18 protein-coding genes are annotated in these 19,782 nt (G+C 32.1%); 14 read left to right on the top strand and 4 right to left on the bottom strand.

From position 1 onward, the window contains the following. Positions 1 to 75 precede the first annotated feature (75 nt). Together HX088_RS07510 and HX088_RS07505 are read left to right on the top strand one after the other, a co-directional pair. On the top strand, positions 76 to 852 hold the full coding sequence (locus HX088_RS07510) for a lipopolysaccharide kinase InaA family protein (RefSeq protein ID WP_188319010.1): 777 nt from the start codon (positions 76 to 78) through the stop codon (positions 850 to 852). Positions 853 to 1,251: 399 nt separating this feature from the next. Next, the gene (locus HX088_RS07505; RefSeq protein WP_286483820.1) at positions 1,252 to 1,998 is read left to right on the top strand and encodes an SDR family NAD(P)-dependent oxidoreductase; all 747 of its coding nucleotides are present in this window, start codon (positions 1,252 to 1,254) and stop codon (positions 1,996 to 1,998) included. A gap of 92 nt (positions 1,999 to 2,090) precedes the next feature. Here HX088_RS07505 and HX088_RS07500 read toward each other — a convergent pair whose 3' ends face one another. The 4 genes from HX088_RS07500 to HX088_RS07485 all read right to left on the bottom strand — a co-directional run bounded on the left by HX088_RS07500 (position 2,091) and on the right by HX088_RS07485 (position 6,772). Beyond that, positions 2,091 to 3,005 (bottom strand): GYDIA family GHMP kinase, encoded by a 915-nt coding sequence (locus HX088_RS07500; protein ID WP_286483819.1) that lies wholly within the window; start codon positions 3,003 to 3,005, stop codon positions 2,091 to 2,093. Between the two features lie 5 nt (positions 3,006 to 3,010). Beyond that, positions 3,011 to 3,889 (bottom strand): ACP S-malonyltransferase, encoded by an 879-nt coding sequence (fabD, locus tag HX088_RS07495; protein ID WP_286483818.1) that lies wholly within the window; start codon positions 3,887 to 3,889, stop codon positions 3,011 to 3,013. A 65-nt stretch (positions 3,890 to 3,954) separates the two neighbouring features. After that, positions 3,955 to 5,850, bottom strand: coding sequence for a glycosyltransferase (locus HX088_RS07490; protein WP_286483817.1), 1,896 nt, complete (start codon positions 5,848 to 5,850; stop codon positions 3,955 to 3,957). Positions 5,851 to 5,956: 106 nt separating this feature from the next. Beyond that, positions 5,957 to 6,772: a 2,3,4,5-tetrahydropyridine-2,6-dicarboxylate N-succinyltransferase gene (locus tag HX088_RS07485; RefSeq protein ID WP_171623311.1), complete on the bottom strand. Its 816-nt coding sequence runs from the start codon at positions 6,770 to 6,772 to the stop codon at positions 5,957 to 5,959. Positions 6,773 to 6,863: 91 nt separating this feature from the next. Between HX088_RS07485 and ruvX the strand changes: the two genes are divergently transcribed. The 12 genes from ruvX (at position 6,864) to lysS (ending at position 19,602) form a co-directional block, all read left to right on the top strand. Further along, positions 6,864 to 7,277 carry a Holliday junction resolvase RuvX gene (ruvX, locus tag HX088_RS07480; protein WP_171623310.1) on the top strand — a complete coding sequence of 138 codons (414 nt, stop codon included), beginning with the start codon at positions 6,864 to 6,866 and terminating at the stop codon, positions 7,275 to 7,277. 44 nt (positions 7,278 to 7,321) lie between these two features. Further along, complete coding sequence (def, locus tag HX088_RS07475; protein ID WP_171623309.1) at positions 7,322 to 7,897, top strand: peptide deformylase; 576 nt, start codon at positions 7,322 to 7,324, stop codon at positions 7,895 to 7,897. Positions 7,898 to 7,917: 20 nt separating this feature from the next. Next, positions 7,918 to 8,511: a DUF5606 family protein gene (locus HX088_RS07470; protein ID WP_171623308.1), complete on the top strand. Its 594-nt coding sequence runs from the start codon at positions 7,918 to 7,920 to the stop codon at positions 8,509 to 8,511. A gap of 6 nt (positions 8,512 to 8,517) precedes the next feature. Further along, on the top strand, positions 8,518 to 9,282 hold the full coding sequence (gene mazG / locus HX088_RS07465) for a nucleoside triphosphate pyrophosphohydrolase (RefSeq protein ID WP_284583416.1): 765 nt from the start codon (positions 8,518 to 8,520) through the stop codon (positions 9,280 to 9,282). Between the two features lie 340 nt (positions 9,283 to 9,622). Continuing rightward, the gene (gene uvrB, locus HX088_RS07460; protein WP_286483816.1) at positions 9,623 to 11,614 is read left to right on the top strand and encodes an excinuclease ABC subunit UvrB; all 1,992 of its coding nucleotides are present in this window, start codon (positions 9,623 to 9,625) and stop codon (positions 11,612 to 11,614) included. 20 nt (positions 11,615 to 11,634) lie between these two features. After that, the gene (locus HX088_RS07455; protein ID WP_286483815.1) at positions 11,635 to 12,438 is read left to right on the top strand and encodes a DUF4846 domain-containing protein; all 804 of its coding nucleotides are present in this window, start codon (positions 11,635 to 11,637) and stop codon (positions 12,436 to 12,438) included. An 84-nt stretch (positions 12,439 to 12,522) separates the two neighbouring features. After that, a complete protein-coding gene (locus HX088_RS07450; RefSeq protein WP_286483814.1) occupies positions 12,523 to 13,683 on the top strand; it encodes a cysteine desulfurase family protein in 1,161 nt (386 codons plus the stop codon). Continuing rightward, entirely contained in the window at positions 13,683 to 14,204 is a 522-nt protein-coding gene (locus tag HX088_RS07445) for a CvpA family protein (protein WP_260542517.1), read from the top strand. The genes HX088_RS07450 and HX088_RS07445 overlap by 1 nt, the downstream gene beginning before the upstream one ends. A gap of 185 nt (positions 14,205 to 14,389) precedes the next feature. Next, positions 14,390 to 15,766, top strand: coding sequence for a DNA recombination protein RmuC (locus HX088_RS07440; protein WP_284583411.1), 1,377 nt, complete (start codon positions 14,390 to 14,392; stop codon positions 15,764 to 15,766). A 31-nt stretch (positions 15,767 to 15,797) separates the two neighbouring features. Continuing rightward, positions 15,798 to 16,736 carry a hypothetical protein gene (locus HX088_RS07435; RefSeq protein WP_171623301.1) on the top strand — a complete coding sequence of 313 codons (939 nt, stop codon included), beginning with the start codon at positions 15,798 to 15,800 and terminating at the stop codon, positions 16,734 to 16,736. Positions 16,737 to 16,812: 76 nt separating this feature from the next. Further along, positions 16,813 to 17,790 carry a hypothetical protein gene (locus tag HX088_RS07430; protein ID WP_286483813.1) on the top strand — a complete coding sequence of 326 codons (978 nt, stop codon included), beginning with the start codon at positions 16,813 to 16,815 and terminating at the stop codon, positions 17,788 to 17,790. Between the two features lie 108 nt (positions 17,791 to 17,898). Beyond that, positions 17,899 to 19,602, top strand: a complete 1,704-nt coding sequence (gene lysS / locus HX088_RS07425; protein WP_286483812.1) for a lysine--tRNA ligase — start codon at positions 17,899 to 17,901, stop codon at positions 19,600 to 19,602. The last annotated feature ends 180 nt before the right edge of the window (positions 19,603 to 19,782 follow it).

Here is a 19,782-nt window from a genome sequence, read left to right as displayed (position 1 = left end):
ACAAAATTAAACATATCTTTGACAGATTAAAATGAAATATAGTTTTATTCTATATTAATTACAAGATTTTATAAAATGACACAAAAAATTGTCGTAAATAATAATTATCAAACCACATCAAAAGAAATCAAATCTATTATAAACAGTTATGATTTGATTGATGATTATATTGCAAAAGGAACACGAAATTCTATCAAAAAAACCAGATTAGAATCGGGAAAAATTGCCACTATAAAATCTTTCAAAATTCCGAATATTGTCAACAAATTTGTCTATCGTTTTTTTAGAGAATCAAAAGCAAAACGTTCGTACGACTATGCGAATAAATTAATCGATTTAGGTTTTTTGACGCCCTACCCAATTGCGTTTATTGAGAATACATCAACACTTAGTTTTAGAGAAAGTTATTATTTTTGTGAATTAGTTGATGCGGATTTAACTTATCGCGAATTGGTACATGACGAAAAATGGCCAAATAGAACAGAAATTCTAAAACAATTTACTCGTTTTACGTTCAAATTACACGAAGCTGGAATTGAATTTTTGGATCATTCGCCTGGAAATACATTAATTAAACAAATCGGAGATAATCAATACGAATTTTATTTAGTTGATTTGAATCGAATGAATTTTCATGATTCAATGAATTTTGAAACAAGAATGAAAAACTTTTCTCGCCTTACACCACACAAAGAAATGGTTGAAATAATGGCGAAAGAATATGCAATACTCGTTCATAAACCAGAACAGAAGGTAATAAATGCGATGTGGAGCAAAACGGAAGAGTTTCAATTTAAATTTCATCGAAAACAAGCTCGAAAAAAGAAATTAAAAGCCTTAATAGGCAAATAATACAGATAAAAAATATAATCTTGTTCATCTTTTTTGGTCAGGTTTTGTCCACTTCTGTCCTTCATTTTTATAACAAAAAACACTTAAATCAAAATTTACAGAATAACATCAGCTAATAACTAAGCTTTCGTCATGTCTGGAAGACAAAAGATATATTAAAATGCATTGAAGTAAAGCTTGTTGAACCCTTCCATAAACTCAGGACAGGCTCACCGAAGTTTTTTTTTTTATTCCTAATAAAGTTATCGAAGTTTAGTTTTAAGCTACACAAGCAGTATTTTATATGATTACTATATAATTAAAAATAAGTAACATTTCCCCACAAGTTATATTATACTGTATTTTTTCTTAAATTTACTAAAAGCTCTTAACTATTTAAATAATAAAAAATCAAGAATTATGGACAATTTAAACAATCAAATAATTATTGTAACAGGTGGTGCTGCTGGCATTGGTGGTGGAATTACCAGTGAACTTGTAAAAAGAGGTGCATCTGTTATCGCAGTTGATGTTAATGAAGAAGCTGGGTTAGAGATTGAAAAGAAAAACGAAGGAAAGGTGATTTTCTTGAAAGGTGATGTTTCTCAAGAAGCTGTTGCACAGGAAGCTGTTGAATTAGCTTTAACTAAATTTGGTAAACTTACGGGTTTAGTGAATAATGCCCATGTTTCGAGACAAAAACCATTGATGGAACTTACTGAAGATGATTGGTCAATTTCGTTTGATACAGGTTTTAGAGCCACCCTTAATTTTATGAAAGCTGCCTACAACGAATTAAAGAAATCAGAAGGTGCTATCGTTAATTTTGGTTCTGGTGCCGCTTTGCAAGGAAGTAGATTTCAAGCAAGTTATGCAGCTGCAAAAGAAGCTATTCGAGGGTTAAGTCGTGTTGCAGCAAATGAATGGGCTGCTGATAATATTCGTGTCAATGTAGTTTGTCCTCTTGCCTTAACAGCTGGAGTTGAGAAATGGAAAGAGAACTTCCCTGAAGATTATAATCACGTAGTAGAAAAAATTCCTTTAGGACGTTTTGGTGATCCTCAAAGTGATGTTGCTCCAATCGTGGCTTTTTTACTTAGTGAAGACAGCAAATATATGACTGGACAGACCTTAATGGCAGATGGTGGCGACATTAAACTTCGCTAAAAACTGTTTAAGTTAAATAAATAATAAAGGAGAAATAATTTAGTTTCTCCTTTATTTTTATACTGTATTTTAGAAATATTAAAAAAATAATTTTAAGAATTCTGAATCATTTCAGAAAATGGAATAATCGTGTCATATCCTTTTTCTTTAAAATACTCTTTCATCCCTTCTCTATAAGTAACCAAAACAAAATCGCCCCCCCAAGCTCCAAGACTTTTTACACTTCCTTCGTAGTCCGAGAAATACAATTCTTTCGCTTTTGGAATTTGCATAAAAGCACCTAATCGATCTTGATATTCAACCATAATAGATTCTAAATCTGTTAAATTATCAACCTTTGTCGCCTGAACAACCAAATCAGAAAGCTCATTAATCATTTGCCAGTCTTTTGGTTTATTCTTGTAATGGTTTCCTACAACCGCCTGTGTATCTTGTTTTTGATTTAGATAAACAAAATATAATTTATCTTTAAAATTCCAATTCAGCTCCAATTCTTCCACCTCTATTCGGGGTTGATTCTGAAACAAAATTGGTTTATTATGATGTGCACAAGCGATATCATAACCACTTGTATTGAAAGTCAACTTATTCAATTCAAACGGATTAACATCTATCCATTGACTAATTAAATCGATTAAAGTAGAGCTACTTCCTAAACCCCATTCTTGCGGATATTCTAACTTTGTTAAACATTGATAACTTTTATTAGAATTAAAAAAATCAGAATTTAATGTTTGCGCTTGCTTGAGAATTGTTTGCAAAGATTGACTTAATTGATCATTTGTTGAAGAAATAATATCTAAGTAATCTAAACTCAATTCAGCTTCAAACCATAACGAGTCATCGTATTTAGTTGCTTTCCAACTTATCGTATTTGTATTTTTAGCCGAATCTTCTACAAACAAACATTGCCCATATTTTGTGGGCAATGCAAATGCTTTCGCTCCATCTATTACAATATATTCCCCGATAAGGAATAATTTTCCATTGGAACGGTATGTTTTCATTTTTATTAGATTTGTGCAGAAGAAGTTGACACCTCTCTATTAATTTTCTTCACTAAACCTTGTAAAGTGTTACCTGGTCCTACCTCAATAAACTCAGTTGCACCGTCAGCTATCATCTGTTGAACAGATTGAGTCCATTTTACAGGAGCCGTTAATTGAGCAATTAAATTTTTCTTAATTGCTGCTGGATCGGTAATTGCTGTTGTTGTCACATTTTGATAAACTGGACAAATAGGCGTATTGAATGTCGTTTCCTCAATTGCCTTTGCTAATTCTTCTTCTGCAGATTTCATTAAAGGTGAATGAAAAGCTCCACCAACAGGTAAAACCAAAGCACGCTTAGCACCTAATTCTTTTAATTTTTCACAAGTTAAATTAACTGCTTCAATCTCTCCAGAAATCACTAATTGACCTGGACAATTGTAATTTGCTGCTACCACTACTCCTTCGATTTCTTTACAAGTATCTTCGACAATTTTATCTTCTAAACCTAAAATTGCAGCCATTGTAGAAGGATTTGCTTCACAAGCATCTTGCATGGCTAATGCACGTTTGTACACTAATTTTAATCCCGATTCAAAATCTAAGGTTTCATTAGCAACTAATGCAGAAATTTCACCTAAAGAATGACCTGCAACCATTTCTGGTTTAAAATCAGCTAAGGTTTTTGCTAAAATTACAGAATGTAAAAATACTGCTGGTTGAGTAACTTTTGTTTGTTTTAGATCTTCAGCAGAACCTTCGAACATGATCATTTTTATATCAAATCCTAAGATTTCGTTTGCTTGGTCAAATAATTCTTTTGCTATTTCAGAATTTTCGTACAAGTCTTTACCCATTCCAGAGAATTGAGCACCTTGTCCTGGAAAAACATATGCTTTCATTGTGTTATTTTATAATCTATCGCAAATGTATAATAAAATCTTCAACTTCTTTGCTGAACTACGCTTTATAGCTTCTCATTTCTATAAATTTCGTCTAGATATTTGTATCGATTCGCAACAGAAATTGCGTGTAGTTTTGCAATTGTATAACCATCTTTTCCATCTAAAAAACCAAATCTCATCACGAAATAATTAAAAAAACGATAAGCTGGTTTTATTTTGTAATGAAAAAAATTAGGTTTGAGTTCTTTTTTTCTTAATTCTTGCGCTCTTAATCTTGAATAGCTATTTAATTTAACAAGATATTCCTTTTCATTATCATAAGTAAAATGATCCAATTTATTCTTAAAACAACCAACATTTCCTTGACATTCAATTATTTCATGTACCATGCGCTCAGATTTGTACTGCGATTTCGACTTTCTGAATAAGCGTATCACTTTATCATTTTGCATTCCAGAATATTTGATGTGTTTATTTCTAAAAAAGAATTTTCTATAAACATAATACGCATCAAATTTTGGCTGATTTTTAATAGTAGAAACCATCTCTTTTATCAATTCTGAAGGAATCCCTTCGTCGGCATCAAAAAAGGTAACCCATTCGTTATTTGCCAGTGAAATGGAATAGTTTCGTTGACTCGTAAAATTATCAAACTTACGTTTTACAAATTTTACTTTAGGATTTTGCAACGCTATTTCCTCTGTTTTATCAGTGCTATAAGAATCTACTATAATTATTTCTTCAGCATATTGTCCAACATGATTTAAATATCGTTGGATGTTTTTCTCTTCATTATAAGTTATTAGTAAAGCTGTAATTTTAGTAGACATTGATTCTATAGAATAATCTTTTTGAGTTTCTAATTCAACGCTTTTATCTGATTTAAATTGTCGTTCAATTTCATTCTGATCAAGAAATTTTTGTAATTTGTCTTTAAACAATTCAAAATCAAAGAATGAATAGAATTCATCAACTCGTTTTTTTATTCTTCGGTTATTTAGATCTGCAAACTTTTCGGGAAAATAATCTTTCAGATGAACACTTGTATGATTTATTCCATCTTCAAAAGTTGCCCATACATTTTTATCAATCCAAGGAGAAAAAATAATAAATGATTTTTTTCCTACCGCTTTTGTCATGTTTATGGCACCTCCATCATTTCCTACAATCAAATCACATTGATTTGTAATCGCAATAAACTCGCGCAAATCATTACCCAATAGTTCAAAATAAACTTTTGATTGTGTTTCTTTAGACAATTGATTATAAACTTCTTTGGCTTGAGCTATTTGTTTTGGAAAATAATTGAATAATAGATTAACATTGAAATGTTGACCAATAAAATCAACCATTTTCGCCATTTTATTCAATGGAAAGGTTTTGGAAGGATCAGAGCCAAGCAAACTAATCATCATTGTTTTTCGAGAAGAATCTACTCCATGTTTTAGGAACAATGATTTCGCGTTCTGAATTTCTGCTTCTGTTAAGTACAACGTTGGTGCCGTAGCCAAAGGAGTTTCAATACCAAGAGGTTTTAACAATGACAAACGATGTTCTATTGCCAAACCAAGATATGATTTTGGTTCGTTGTGTTTGACCACATTATCGGTATACAAAAATGTTCGACCTGGTTTTTTGTAGGATATTTTTTTGGGTGCGTTGTTAATGAACACATTTATCCAACTTTGTAGTTTTGAATAAGCATCTATGACAACGTCATATTTATTTTGATTAATTTTTTTAGAAAATCGAATCAATTTCTTTAATCCTTTGTTTTCTTTCTCGTCAAAAATAATTTTATGATCGATGTAAGGATTGTTTTCTAAAACTGGTAATGTGTTACTATTAATTAGATAATCAATAGTTGCGTGTGGATAAGCTTTTTTGATATTTTCGCACAACAATGAAGTGATTAAAACATCGCCAATCATTTTGTGTTGGATAATCAAAACTTTCATAAAACATAGTTATACAGCAAAACTACTAAATAATGTTTGATTGAAATAAAAAAATCCTCATCAAACTGATGAGGATTGCTATTTTTTTTAAAAAATTGCTTTTAAATTATACTGCTACATTGTGCTCACGTAAAGCATCATTTAGAGAAGTCTTTTTATCCGTAGATTCTTTACGTTGTCCGATGATTAATGCACAAGGAACTTGGTATTCACCTGCAGCAAATTTTTTCGTGTAAGAACCAGGAATAACCACAGAACGTGCAGGAACAAATCCTTTCATTTCTACTGGCTGATCACCTGTAACATCAATAATTTTTGTAGATGCAGTTAACACTACATTTGCACCTAAAACCGCTTCTTTACCAACATGTACACCTTCTACGACTATACAACGAGAACCGATAAATGCATTATCTTCGATAATTACAGGAGCGGCTTGCAATGGCTCTAAAACACCTCCAATACCAACACCACCAGATAAGTGTACATTTTTACCAATTTGTGCACAAGAACCTACAGTTGCCCATGTATCCACCATTGTTCCTTCGTCAACATACGCTCCAATATTTACATAAGAAGGCATTAAAATAACTCCAGAAGAAATATACGCACCATAGCGAGCAACAGCATTTGGCACAACACGAATTCCTTTTTCAGCATAGTTACGTTTCAATTCCATTTTATCATGGTATTCAAAAATTCCTGCTTCTAACGTTTCCATTTTTTGAATAGGGAAATACATAACAACTGCTTTTTTCACCCATTCATTCACTTGCCAACCATCTGCTACTGGTTCTGCACAACGCAATTGTCCATTATCAATCAACTCAATTACCTCTCTAATTGCTGCTTGTGTTGCATCTTCTTGTAACAATTCTCTATTGTCCCAAGCTTTCTCTATGATTTGTTTTAAATTCTCCATCTTTATTAATAATAGCCACAAATATAAAAATTATAATCAAGGGATTTCATAGAGATTATTTATTATTGAATCGTTTTTATAAATTTGCCAAATGTCAAGAATATTAGCGTTAGATTACGGAGGAAAAAGAACAGGCGTTGCCGTAACCGATGAATTGCAAATTATAGCTTCGCCTTTGGATACCATTGAAACCTCAAAATTGATGGATTTCTTGAAACAATATATCGAGAAAGAAAACGTTTCTGACCTTGTCGTTGGATTATCTGTTCGCTTTTCAGGAGAATTAAATGAGATTGAAAATCAAATACAACCTTTTTTAAAAAAGTTTTCAGCACAATTTCCATTGATTAAAATTCATCGTGAAAATGAGATGTTTACTTCTAAAATGGCTTCGCGAGCTATGTTCGAAGGTGGAATGAAAAAGAAAAAACGTCAAGAAAAGGGTATGGTAGATAAAGTGAGTGCTGTAATAATTTTACAATCATTTTTATCACATAAACTATAACAAATCGTATCTTTGCCGATAAATTAATAAAAAAAGATCAGAAAATGGTATTACCAGTTGTAGCTTACGGAGACCCTGTCTTACGTAAAGTTTCACAAGATATAGATCAAGATTATAAAAATCTACACGAACTGATCGAAAACATGTTCGATACAATGTACGACTCGAATGGAGTTGGTATCGCAGCACCGCAGATCGGAAAAAATATACGTTTATTTGTCGTTGATTGTTCACCTTTCGAAGAGGATGAAGATTATGATGATGTAAAAGAAGAATTGAAAAATTTTAAACGCGTTTTCATCAATCCTAAAAAAATCAGCAGTTCTGAAGGAGATGAATGGGCATTTACAGAAGGATGTTTGAGTATTCCTCACATCCATGAAGATGTTACACGTCCAGAATCGGTAACATTAGAATTTTTTGATGAAAATTGGGTAAAACATACCGAAACTTTTTCGGATATTCGTGCTCGTGTTATTCAACATGAATACGACCATTTGGAAGGAAAGCTTTTTATTGACTATATTTCGAGCTTTAAAAAGAAATTAATAAGTAATAAATTAAAAAATATAACAAAAGGGAAAGTAAACACGAGTTACAAAATGAAATTCCCTTCATAGACCCTTAAACATAATAGAATATGGATTTATCAAGAGTTATCGCAATTTCAGGAAAACCAGGATTATACCGTTTAATTTCTCAAACAAGAGGAGGTTTCGTTGTTGAAGATTTAGAAAAAGGTAAAAAAATCTCAATCGCATCTAACTACAATGTTAGTTTATTAGACAATGTAGCAATTTACGGTGTATCACAAGAGTTTCCTTTAGCAGAAGTTTTCTTCAGAATTTACAAGAAAGAAAACGGTGGAGAAACAATCGACCACAAATCTTCTGGAACAGAATTGCGTAAATATATGGAAGAAGTTTTACCAGAATATGACGATTCAAGAGTTTACGATTCTGATTTGAAAAAATTATTTCAATGGTATAATATCTTACACAAAAACGGATTATTAAACATCGACTTAGCTGCTGTAGAAGCTGCAATGGCTGCTCAACAAGCACAAGAAGCTCCAGTTGTTGAAACTCCTGCAGAAGAAGTTGTAGCAGAAGAAAAACCAAAAAAGAAAGCACCTGCAAAAAAGGCTGCTGACAAAAAAGATGCTGAAGAAAAACCAGCTAAAAAAACAGCTGCTAAAAAATCAACAGCTAAAAAAGATAAAGACGCTGAATAATTAGAAATGAATACACGTAAAAATCAATTACGAGCTTTCGAAAGATTGTTAGATATAATGGATGAATTACGTGAAAAGTGTCCATGGGATCGTAAACAAACGATGGAAACGTTGCGTACGTTATCTATAGAAGAAATTTATGAACTTTCGGATGCCATTATCGAAAAAGATTCGGATGAAATAAAAAAAGAACTAGGTGATGTTTTTCTTCACCTGGTTTTTTATTCTAAAATAGCATCAGAGCAACAAAACTTCGACGTAGCTGATGTTTTAAATGGTATTTGTGACAAGTTAATTCATCGTCATCCTCATATCTATGGAGATGTAGAAGCAAATACTGAAGAAAAAGTACTTCAAAATTGGGAACAAATCAAATTAAAAGAAGGAAACAAATCTGTCCTTTCTGGTGTTCCTACTTCTCTCCCAGCAATGGTAAAAGCCTATCGAATTCAAGACAAAGTAAAAGGTGTTGGATTTGAATTTGAAAATTCTGAACAAGTTTTTGATAAAATTGTAGAAGAAATTAACGAATTTAAAAACGAAGAAAATCCTTTGGATAAAGAGATGGAATTTGGCGATATTTTATTTTCTTTAATTAATTATGGACGATTCAATGGAATTAATTCAGAAGATGCATTAGAACGATCGAACAAAAAATTTATCCGTCGTTTTCAAAAGTTAGAAGAAATCGCAAAAGAAAATAATCAAAACATTGCCGATTTGACGATTTCTGAATTAGAAAACTTATGGAATTTAGCGAAAATTCGCTAGTGTAAAATTGACACTACTAAATGTATTTGATTTTACGAAAACGTTGTAATCAGACGTTTTAACATTATTATAGATATCTTTTATCGACACCAATAAAACAAAGTATTATCATTTATTGTGCACGCACAAAAAACCGACCTATATTTGCAATGGTTATAGCGGGCAATAGCTTGTAATAATGGAAGGAAGTTTGTTTACTAAGTAAACAGTTTTCTCATTTTTTTGTGGTTTTGATGAAAAGGTGACTTAAAGTCGCCTTTTTATTTTTTATCCGTTTCTTCTTTTAAAACCAACATTTCTCAACACTCATTTTTAACTGAATTATTTGTAAATTTGTAGAATGCAATTTCAATTAAATTCTGAATTCAAGCCTACAGGTGATCAACCAAAAGCTATCGAAGAATTATCAAGAGGTATTCTTAGTCATGATCGTTATCAAACACTTTTAGGTGTCACTGGTTCTGGTAAAACATTTACGATTGCCAATGTTGTACAAAATGTTCAACGCCCTACTTTGGTTTTAGCGCATAACAAAACGTTAGCAGCTCAATTGTACATGGAATTCAAAGAGTTTTTTCCGAATAACGCAGTCGAATATTTTGTATCCTATTACGATTACTATCAACCCGAAGCTTATATCCCTTCTTCAGGAACCTATATCGAAAAGGATTTATCAATTAACGAAGAAATCGAAAAGTTACGATTAAGTACAACTTCTTCTCTACTCTCTGGTCGTCGTGACATTTTAGTAGTCGCTTCGGTTTCGTGTTTATATGGAATTGGAAATCCAACAGAATTTCATAAAAATGTAATTCAGATTGAAACTGGACAAATTATTTCCCGAACAGCTTTTTTACATAAATTGGTTCAGGCATTATATTCGAGAACTGAAGGACTTTTTCAACGCGGAAATTTCAGAATTAAAGGCGATACGTTAGATATTTTTCCAGCTTACGCAGATGACGGAATTCGAATTAATTTCTTTGGAGATGAGATCGAAGAAATTTCAGTTTTTAATGTTGAAACAGGTAAAACTTCTACCAAATTAGATAAAATTAATATTTATCCTGCTAATTTATTTGTAACTTCTAAAGATACCTTAAATGGCGCTATTGCTGAAATTCAAATTGATTTAAGAAAACAAGTTGATTATTACAAAGAAATTGGAAAACATCTCGAAGCTAAACGTCTGCAAGAACGCACAGAATTTGATTTGGAGATGATCAAAGAATTAGGATACTGTTCTGGAATAGAAAATTATTCAAGATACTTAGATGGTCGCGAACCTGGAACTCGTCCCTTCTGTTTGTTAGATTATTTCCCTGAAGATTATTTGATGGTCATCGACGAATCTCACGTTACAGTTTCTCAAGTTCATGCCATGTACGGAGGAGACCGTTCTCGTAAAGAGAATTTGGTCGAATATGGTTTTAGACTTCCAGCTGCAATGGACAATCGTCCTTTAAAATTTGAAGAATTTGAAGCTTTACAAAATCAAGTGATTTATGTATCGGCTACGCCAGCAAATTACGAGTTAGAAAAATCAGAAGGAATTGTTGTAGAACAAGTCATTCGTCCTACAGGATTATTAGATCCAATTATCGAAATTCGTCCTACACAAAACCAAGTAGATGATTTGATGGAAGAAATCAATAAACGTGTTGAGTTAGACGAACGTGTTTTGGTGACAACTTTAACCAAACGAATGGCAGAAGAATTAACGAAATACTTAACTAAATACGGCGTTCGTTGTCGCTACATTCACTCTGATGTTGACACTTTAGAACGTGTTCAAATTATGGCTGATTTGCGTACAGGACTATTTGATGTATTGGTTGGTGTTAATCTTTTGAGAGAAGGTTTAGATTTACCCGAAGTTTCTTTGGTTGCAATATTAGATGCTGATAAAGAAGGGTTCTTAAGAAGTCATCGTTCATTAACACAAACAGTTGGTCGTGCAGCGAGAAATATCAACGGTTTAGCGATTATGTACGCAGATCGTATAACAGACAGTATGCAATTAACGATAGACGAAACTAATCGTCGTCGTGAAATACAAATGCAATACAACAAAGAACACAATAAAGTTCCACAAGCACTAAACAAAAAAATTACAAAGCTAAGTTTAGCGGCAGCAGAATTTGAAGAAAATCCATACGAACAAAAACATTTGATTCAGCAAGCTGCGGAAATTAATGAAAACTATTCAACCGAAGATAAAGATAAGTTGGTACAAAAATTGCAAAAGGAAATGGAAAAAGCTGCAAAAAATTTAGATTTTATAAAAGCAGCCGAGTTGAGAGATCAAATTCAACTCTTAACCAAAGAATAGCACGTTTTTTTTCTGTTTCAATGAAATTTTTAAGTTTTATATTAATATTTACTCTTTTCACCTCTTGTAATACACATATTCTAAAATCTTCTACGAATAATGAATTAATAGAAAATGAAGAGTATAGTATCATTCATCCTCGTGAATTGAAGATTTTTAAACGTTTTGATACGCCTCCAAATTTCTTAAGAAATCAAAATTATAATAACTTTGGAAAATGGTTAAATAATATTTCGCTTAAAAATAGTGATACCCCCGTTTATACTTTTGACGGTCAAAAAAAACCTAATCCTAATATTTATGTTGGAGTTTTAGATTTAGAACAACCCAAAAAAAATGTTCAGTTTAATGCAAATGCAGTTATGAGCTTGCGCTTGGAATATTTTTATCGTTCCAAAAAATATCTTGAAATGGATAAATTGGCAAAAGTTTCAACTCAACCAATTCCTTATTCAAAATATGTAGATGGCGATCATTCTTATTCAAAATACATTGAATATTTACAATATTACTTAGAAAACACCAATTCGAATACCATGTCTGAGTTAATGAAGCCTATCAACCTCAAAGATTTACAAATAGGCGATGTTTTCTTGCAAAAAGGAAGTATAAAAAATCATGCTGTTATCGTGATGGATCTTGCTGAAGATAACTTAGGAAACAAACTCTTTATTCTGGCGCAAAGCTATTATCCAAGCCAAGATTTACAAATTATCACGAATCCAAGCAATGATTTAATATCTCCTTGGTATATGGCAAAAGAAGGCGTTCTATTAACGCCTGAATGGCGATTTTTAACTTCGGATCTAATGCGTTTTAAATAACAATTTACTTTTTCAATCGTTTCATTTTACTTAAATTTGTTGATCAAAACCCAATAATTAATTAATACAGTAAAATAATCGATAATGCAAAGAGTATATTTAGACAATGCAGCAACAACAGCAATTCGTCCAGAAGTAGTAGACGAAATGGCTCATGTGATGAAAAACGTTTTTGGTAACCCATCTTCTACTCACGTTTTTGGTAGAGAAGCCAAAGCATTGATCGAAATGTCAAGGAAAAATATTGCGCAACGATTAAACGTTTCTCCTGCCGAAATTTATTTCACTTCTTGTGGAACAGAATCTAACAACACAATTATTCGTTCTTGTATTAATGATTTGGGCGTTACTCGAATCATTACATCTGATATGGAGCACAAATGTGTGCAAGAAAGCGTAAAAGACGTTGAAAATAGAGCCAATATTGAAGTCGTTAAATTGAATATTTTAAAAGACGGAAATATCGATTATGCTCAATTAGAAGAAGTATTAAAAGATCAATCTAAAAAAACATTGGTTTCCTTAATGCATGCAAACAACGAAATTGGAAACTTAACAGACGTGAAAGCAATTTCTAAAATGTGTCAAGAAAATAATGCATTATTCCATACCGACACAGTACAAACTGTTGGTCATTATGATTTAGATTTTCAAGATTTGGGAATGGATTTCGCTTCTTGCTCTGCTCATAAAATTCATGGTCCAAAAGGTGCTGGGTTCTTGTATGCTAAAAAAGCATCACATATCAAACCATTGATTGCTGGTGGTGGACAAGAAAGAGGTTTACGTTCTGGAACAGAAAATGTGTACGGAATTGTTGGTCTTTCAAAATCATTAGACTTGGCTTTAGATGAATTAGAAGCACATGTAAAACACATCAAAGAAATCAAACAATATACGATTGATCAATTAAAAAAAGCAATTCCAGGTGTCGCTTTTAACGGACTTTCTGAAGATTTAGACAAAAGTTTATACGCTTTATTAAGCATCAAATTACCATTTCACGACACATTAATTGGTTTCGAATTAGAATTGGCAGGTATCGCAGTTTCTCAAGGAAGTGCATGCAGTTCTGGTGCAGCTAAAGTTTCATTAGTCATGCAAACATTATATACAGAAGAAGAAATCGATCAAATGACACCTTTACGTGTTTCGTATTCGTATGAAACAACTAAAGAGGAGATTGATATTCTAATCGGTACCTTGAAAAAAATCGCTGAAAAGCATCAATTACAAAACGCTTAATGTCAGATTTTAATCAACTTGATATCCTCATCCTAATTGCATTAGCTTTGGGGTTTATCAATGGATTTTTCAAAGGATTTATTTCACAATTAATTGGTTTAGTCGGATTTTTTGTCGCAATTTGGTTAAGTTTTAAATTTTATCAAATCATTGAAATTTATGTCGATGCTTACAATATCGTCGCTGATAGTTTAACTTCAATAGTTGCCTTAATAATCACCTTTGCGTTAGCTTTTTTCACCATAAAGTTAGCCTCAAGTATCACGCAAAAAACCGTCGAAGCAATTGGTTTAGGAATCATAAATCGATTTGGTGGAGCAGCTTTAGGATTAATTATTTCATTATTATTATCCGCAAGTGTTTTGTATTACGCAGATCCAATTTTAGAATTAGGTTTTAAAGAAACAAAAGACGAAAGTCAAATTTTACCTATTCTAAATGAAAGTTCTCAAATCATCAAAAACTCCATCTTCGAGACAAAAGATAATCTACGAAACGTATCAAACGATTCTATAAAATAACATAATTAAAACAAGAAGCTTCTTATCAGCTAACAAGAAGCTTCTCGACACCCAAAAGGAAGCTTCTCGTTTTGCAACGAGAGGCTTCTTATTTTATAATTAGAAAGTCTTTTTAAGTTAAATAAAATCTACTAACGACATCTTATGTCGGATAAAATCGTTCCTTTGTTCTAAATTTATCATCCATGAACAGCGCAATTATCTTAACAGCCCTTCTTTTTTTTATCATTGGTGCTGTAATCAGTTTTTTATATGCTAAATCTAAAGCAAATTCAGCCATAATTGGAAATGAAATAAAATACCAAGAACTTCAGAAACAATATGAATCGTTAAAAAGTGAGTTTATCGAAATAAAAGATGATGCCAATTTCAATTTGGATCAATGGCAAAAAGAACGCGAAAAAAATACGGAATTAACCGTCCGTCATCAAGAAGCGATAAAAGCAGTTGAAGAACAGAAATCATTTATGCTTGAAACAAACGAACGATTAAAAGAGCAATTCGAAGCACTATCAGCTCAAGTTTTGAGAAGTAATAATGAACAATTTCTTGATTTAGCAAAAACGACGTTAGACAAACACTTTTCTGATTCGAAGAATGATTTGGAAAAACGTCAACAAGCCATTGATTCTTTGATCAAACCTTTGAATGAAAGCTTAAATAAATTTGATGGAAAAATTTCTGAAATTGAAAAGGCACGTGAAGGTGCATATTCAGAAATAAAAGTTTTCTTAGATTCGATGCGTGGCACAACGGATAAATTACAAAAAGAAACCAACACGTTAGTTTCTGCACTTAAAACTTCGCACACAAGAGGAAAATATGGTGAAATAGGTTTGCGTCGTGTCGTTGAATTTGCTGGCATGTCATCTTTTTGCGATTTCGAAGAACAAACTTCTGTACAATCTGAAAATGGTTTACTTCGTCCCGATTTAATTGTTAATCTTCCAGGAAATCGTAAAGTAATCGTGGACTCTAAAGTTCCATTGAACCAGTATATGATGGCTTTTGAAACGGAAGATGAAACCCAAAGGAAACATCATTTGCAACTACATGCAAAAGCAGTGCGCGAACATCTAAAGAATTTAAGCTCTAAAGCCTATTGGAATCAATATACCGAAGCACCAGATTATGTGGTGATGTATCTACAAATTGAAAGTTCTTTTGGTGCAGCCTTAGAATTGGAGCGAACTTTGATAGAGGATGCTCTAAACAATAGAATAATTATTGCAACACCCACTACTTTGATTACAATGCTTCGTACAATTGCGTTTAGCTGGCAACAATTAAATGTTGCAGAAAATATATATCAAATGCGCGATGCTGGAATCGAATTATACAATCGTGTAAACGTTTTAATTCAACATTTAGTCACAGTTGGTCATAATTTAAATCAGGCAACACAAAGTTATAATAAAGCGATTGGATCGCTTGAAAACCGCTTTATTCCTCAGGTGAAAAAGCTGAAAGAAATAGGTGGTACTTTGATGGAAAAAGAAATTTCAGAAACTAAGCCTGTCGACACAATGATTCGTGCAATAAATAACGTAGATATTCAATAATCATTCTATATTTGTACAACTATTGAAGAGAATGAAAACAAGTCTATTTACCTTGATTTTACTATATTCTCCTGCTATTTTTGGGCAGGTAAATTTTGAAGAGAAATCTGTTCAGGTAAAACCAAATTTAGAACTAAATAAAGTATACAACTATTCATTTACAGATCGTAACTTCTCGATTTCTGTAAATGATACTGTGTCTAAAGTTGTCAACCAATCATACAAATCGGTTGAACTGATGGATAAAAATGAATTTGCCAACAAGTACACATTTATCAATGGTAAAAATCATTCGAATGATCCTGATGATTTCTACCGTGATTTCATCAATAATTCTGAAGGATTGGAATATCAATTTACGACAAATCCTTCTGGTGAATTTTTAGAATTATTGAATACTCCTCAGATTGAAGAAAAATTGCTTAAAATAACAGATCGACTTTCTAAACAACGTAAAAAATCTGAAGATTATAAAGCTAACATTGCACACATCGAAGAAATGATCAAATCAAAAACCTATGTACCCTACGTTTTTGAACAAGAAGTGCATGTTTTCAGTTATTTCAATGGGCAATATTTTCGTTTAGGCGAAAATTATGAAGGAAGATCTGTCCAAGAAAATATTTTTGGTTTCCCTATTTCATCAACAACCAACACTTATCTAAAGGATCTTAACAAAGAGCAAGGGACTTATACCATTGTTTCTGACCAAAATTTGAGCAAGGATGATTTTGAAAAATTATGGGAAGAAATGGCGTATTATATGCTAAATGATGCCAAATTGAATTTATCTCAAGAACAAGTAAAAAAAGAGATTAAAAAATATTCGGAAACGGTAGAACTGAAAGTAAAGTATGAGAATACCTACAACTTGAATTCTATTCTTTTAAAATCTGAATATTTATTCAGTTTAAATATTGGTGCTAAAAAAACGGTTAATCACTTAAGCATTAAACTATTGAATGATTAAACTTTTATTTTTTAGTGATTTAAAGAACCTTTTAAAATAATTTGGTTTATTTTTGACTTAGACTTGATACTTTTTAATGAAAATTAATTTTACATATTATCTGTTTTTTCTATTTTTTTCGATAAAAATTTTCGCTCAGAATCCTGTTCAAGATAGTATTTCACCGATAATAAATGATTCGATTTCTGATAAAACAGAAGAAACAGTCATTTTTCCGAAAACTTATTGGAATGTAGGTGATGAAAAAAGATACAATGTAACAGCAAGCGAAGTGAAATTGGAAGATGATACCATTGCGCATCAAGAACAATATACTTATAACGTTATTGTTCAAGTTGAGAATATTTATCAAAATGAAACAATTGTAAAATGGAATTTTAGAAATGTACAATTCAATTCTAAATCCTATTTAAACAATCCTTTTTCGTTGGTTAATAATGTTTCTATTTCATTTAAAATAGATCAAGACGGAAGATTTTTAGAGTTTACAAATCTTGATAAAACGTTAAAAGAATTAATCTTATCTGCTGAAGATTTAGAAAATAAATACTTGGATAATCCATCTGCAATAGCGATTATTAAAAAGAATTTACAATATTATTCGACCGATGAAAACATCGTCAAATTATTTGATAAAGATATTCGTCAATTTCATCATTTTTATGGAAAGAGTACTTTTACTTTAGAGAGTGTTCCTTTTGTGTATCAATCGTACATGGACAATTTATTTAGCGCTTCTCCTACTCCAGCTTCTACGGAATTAAAGTTAAATGAAATTGGAATTTCTCAAACAAATTACATTATGTCGAGTTTTCAGGAAGCAGACAAAGAATGGCTTGCAAATTCTTGGTACACCTATCTAAAAGAATTGGCTACAAAATTAGGAACTGAGCAACCATCAGAAGATCGATTAAAAGACGATATCAAATATTACGTTAAAATGACGTCGCGTATCAAGGATAATGGTTGGCTTTCGTACAGTATCGAAACCAAAAAAGTAAAATTCCAAGATACAGATTATACCTTAGAGCGTCGTTTTGAGCTTGTCAACTAAAACATGCATCAATACTGATATTTCTTACCCTTATTAAATCATAAAAACTACGTGAATCAGGATTATTTTTCATAATTTTGCTTTCATTTTATATAAATTATATTCACTATGCAATTGTCTGAACAAGAAATTATTCGTAGAGAAAAACTACAACAATTAAGAGACTTAGGTGTTGAGCCTTACCCTGCCGAAGAATTCGTGGTAACTTCTAATTCGAAAGAAATTAAGGAAAAGTACGAAGAAGGAAAGGTAGTCAAGCTTGCCGGACGATTGATGAGTGTTCGTGTAATGGGAAAAGCATCTTTCGCAGAATTACAAGATAGCGAAGGTCGTATTCAGCTGTATGTATCAAGAGATGACATCTCTTCATCAGAAGAAGGAATCGAATACAATACTATTTTCAAGAAATTGATGGACATAGGAGATTTCATTGGAATCGAAGGATACGAATTCAAAACTAAAGTGGGTGAAATTTCTGTTCATGTAACAAAATTAACATTGTTATCAAAAACTTTACGTCCATTACCAATCGTTAAAACAGACGATGAAGGTCACATTTTTGATGCTTTTACAGATCCAGAATTACGTTACCGTATGCGTTATGTAGATTTGGTTGTAAACCCTCATGTCAAAGAAATTTTCTTAAAACGTACACGTTTATTCAATGCTATGCGTAATTTCTTCAACGATCGTGGATACATGGAAGTAGAAACTCCAGTTTTACAATCAATTCCTGGAGGAGCAGCAGCTCGTCCGTTTATTACGCATCACAATGCTTTGGACATTCCATTATATTTAAGAATCGCAAACGAATTATACTTAAAAAGATTAATCGTTGGTGGTTTTGATGGTGTTTACGAATTTTCTAAAAACTTCCGTAACGAAGGAATGGACCGTACACACAATCCAGAATTTACAGCAATGGAAATTTATGTTGCTTACAAAGATTACAACTGGATGATGGATTTCACAGAACAACTATTAGAGCACTGTGCTATCGCTGTCAATGGAACTTCTGAAGCTACTTTTGGAGAACATAAAATCAATTTTAAAGCGCCTTACAAACGAGTAACAATGCGTCAAGCAATTATTGATTTTACAGGTTTTGACATCGATGGTAAATCTGAAGCTGAATTATTTGAAGCAGCAAAAAGTATGGGAATCGAGGTTGATGATACAATGGGTAAAGGAAAACTAATTGATGAAATTTTCGGTGAAAAATGTGAAGGAAATTACATTCAACCAACTTTCATTACCGATTATCCAAAAGAAATGTCGCCATTGACAAAACAACACCGCGATAATCCTGAATTAACTGAACGTTTCGAATTAATGGTTTGTGGAAAAGAAATCGCAAACTCATATTCAGAATTAAATGATCCAATCGATCAACGCGAGCGTTTCGAAGAACAATTAAAATTATCTGAAAAAGGTGACGACGAAGCAGGAGAATTTATTGACGAAGATTTCTTACGTGCTTTAGAATTCGGAATGCCGCCTACAGGTGGTTTAGGAATCGGTATGGACCGTTTGATTATGTTCTTAACGAACAATCCATCTATTCAAGAAGTTTTATTCTTCCCTCAAATGCGTCCAGAAAAAGCTGCACCAGCTTACGAATTGACAGAAGAAGAAACTAAAATTATTGAAATCTTAAAAGCTAACGAAAACATTGATTTAAATGAATTAAAGTCTCAAGCTGCTTTGAGCGGTAAAAAATGGGACAAATCAATGAAGAATTTAGCAAAATATAACTTGACTAAAGTAACTGTAGATGGCGATGCCAAAACGGTTGCATATTTAGCCGAGTAAATTATTACCCTTTCATCTATATTTAAAAGCTCAACTTCAGTTGGGCTTTTTTTATGGCGTTCCCTCGCCAACAAAATTATAATTAAATAGTAAAAAATTCCTACGCTCGGTCGGGCTATCCGCTGCAATCTTTTGTTTGGAGTAACATAGCACCTAAAAACAAAATCCTTTGTCAAACAA

The organism is Empedobacter sp. 225-1 (genome assembly GCF_030328185.1).
Taxonomy (GTDB): Bacteria; Bacteroidota; Bacteroidia; order Flavobacteriales; family Weeksellaceae; genus Empedobacter; species Empedobacter stercoris.
The sequence above is the reverse complement of the archived record's forward strand: the minus strand, read 5'-3'. Positions and strand labels throughout refer to the sequence as shown.